The organism is Pseudomonas sp. IT-P253 (assembly GCF_949768125.1).
Taxonomy (GTDB): domain Bacteria; phylum Pseudomonadota; class Gammaproteobacteria; order Pseudomonadales; family Pseudomonadaceae; genus Aquipseudomonas.
The window spans coordinates 1-1,331 of sequence record NZ_CATKPT010000058.1 but is presented as its reverse complement, the minus strand read 5'-3'; the positions used below and the strand labels follow the sequence as shown (position 1 = coordinate 1,331).

1 protein-coding gene is annotated in these 1,331 nt (G+C 60.6%); it reads left to right on the top strand.

What is annotated here, in order from left to right; all coding sequences use genetic code 11:
• Nucleotides 1-68: 68 nt before the first annotated feature.
• On the top strand, nt 69-1,127 hold the full coding sequence (locus tag ACM6IR_RS23975; protein WP_414909986.1) for an IS110 family transposase: 1,059 nt from the start codon (nt 69-71) through the stop codon (nt 1,125-1,127).
• Nucleotides 1,128-1,331: the final 204 nt, after the last annotated feature.

The window sequence follows — 1,331 nt, the reverse complement described above, 5'->3', positions numbered from 1 at the left end:
CCAACGACAGCGAGGGCGAGTCCATGAAAAAGCATACTTCGATTGATCAATCCTTGTCTTCTTCCGCTTTGTCGGCCTGCACAACCGTGGCAGTCGACCTGGCCAAGCATGTTTTCCAGGTCGCCGGCGAAGACGCCTTCGGCAAGGTGCATTACGAGCAGCGGATCAAGTCGCGCGAGGCGTTCTATGAATTTCTCCGCCAGCTGGCGCCTCATGTCGTGGTCCTGATGGAGACCGGTCCGGGCGCTCAAGCCTGGGCCCGGCAGCTGCAGGATCAAGGCAATCTGGCGCGGATCCTTCCAGCCGGGCCGGTAGCCAAGCATCGCAGCGGACCTAAAAATGATCGCAATGATGCGCTGGCAATCCTGCGGGCCGGTCGCGATGAGAAGATCTGCGCAGTGCCGGTTAAAAGTGTCGCGGCGTTGGCCATGCAAGCGTTGCATCGCGCCCGCCAGGGCTACGTGCGTCGCCGCACCGCCGTGAGTAATCAGATGCGTGGCCTGCTGCTTGAGCACGGGGTTGTCTTGGCGCAGGGCGAGGTGGCGGTCAGTCAGAGAATCCCGCGGATACTGGAGGATGCCACCCAGCCGGTGCCTGCCATGCTGCGCGAGCTGATCGACGAACTGTTGGCTGAGTGGCGCCATTTGGGCGAGCGCATCAACGTCCTGACGGGGCGCCTGGAAGTGGCCGCCAACGCCGACAAGACAGCCAAACGGCTGATGACCGTGCGCGGTATCGGTCCAATCACCGCCACGGCACTGGTGGCCAAGGAAACCAAGCCTGAGCGCTTTCCCGATGCTCGCAGGTTTGCCGCGTACTTCGGCATGGTTCCTGATCAGCACAGCAGCGGGCAGACGATCCGGCTTGGGGACATGACCAAGCGTGGCGATAGCTATTTGCGCAGCCTGATGATCCAGGGCGCCCACGCGGTGCTACAGCAGTTGCGACCTGATTCCCAGCAACCCGATGACCGCCGTTTGTTGCGGTGGGTGAGCCGACTTGGCCGCAAGGAAGCTGCGGTCAGATTGGCCAATCGCAACCTGCGCATCGTCTGGGTGCTTCTACAGAATGACCAGACTTATCGTCGCCAGCCTGGCAATGGCCAGCCAGTGACGATGAGCCACTGATCCACCGAGTTCTGCCACCGAGGTACCAACTGTCCGACCCATTGCTGAAAAAACATTGACCCCTGGTAAGACCGGCGTGGATTGATGCCTAAGCTGCTAGTGGCCTTCGAGGCCTGACTGTAATCGGCATACCACGAGCTCTTCCAATTTTGGCCAGAAGCCGATGACGGCTTCCTCGAATAGGCCTGATACATAGATGCAACG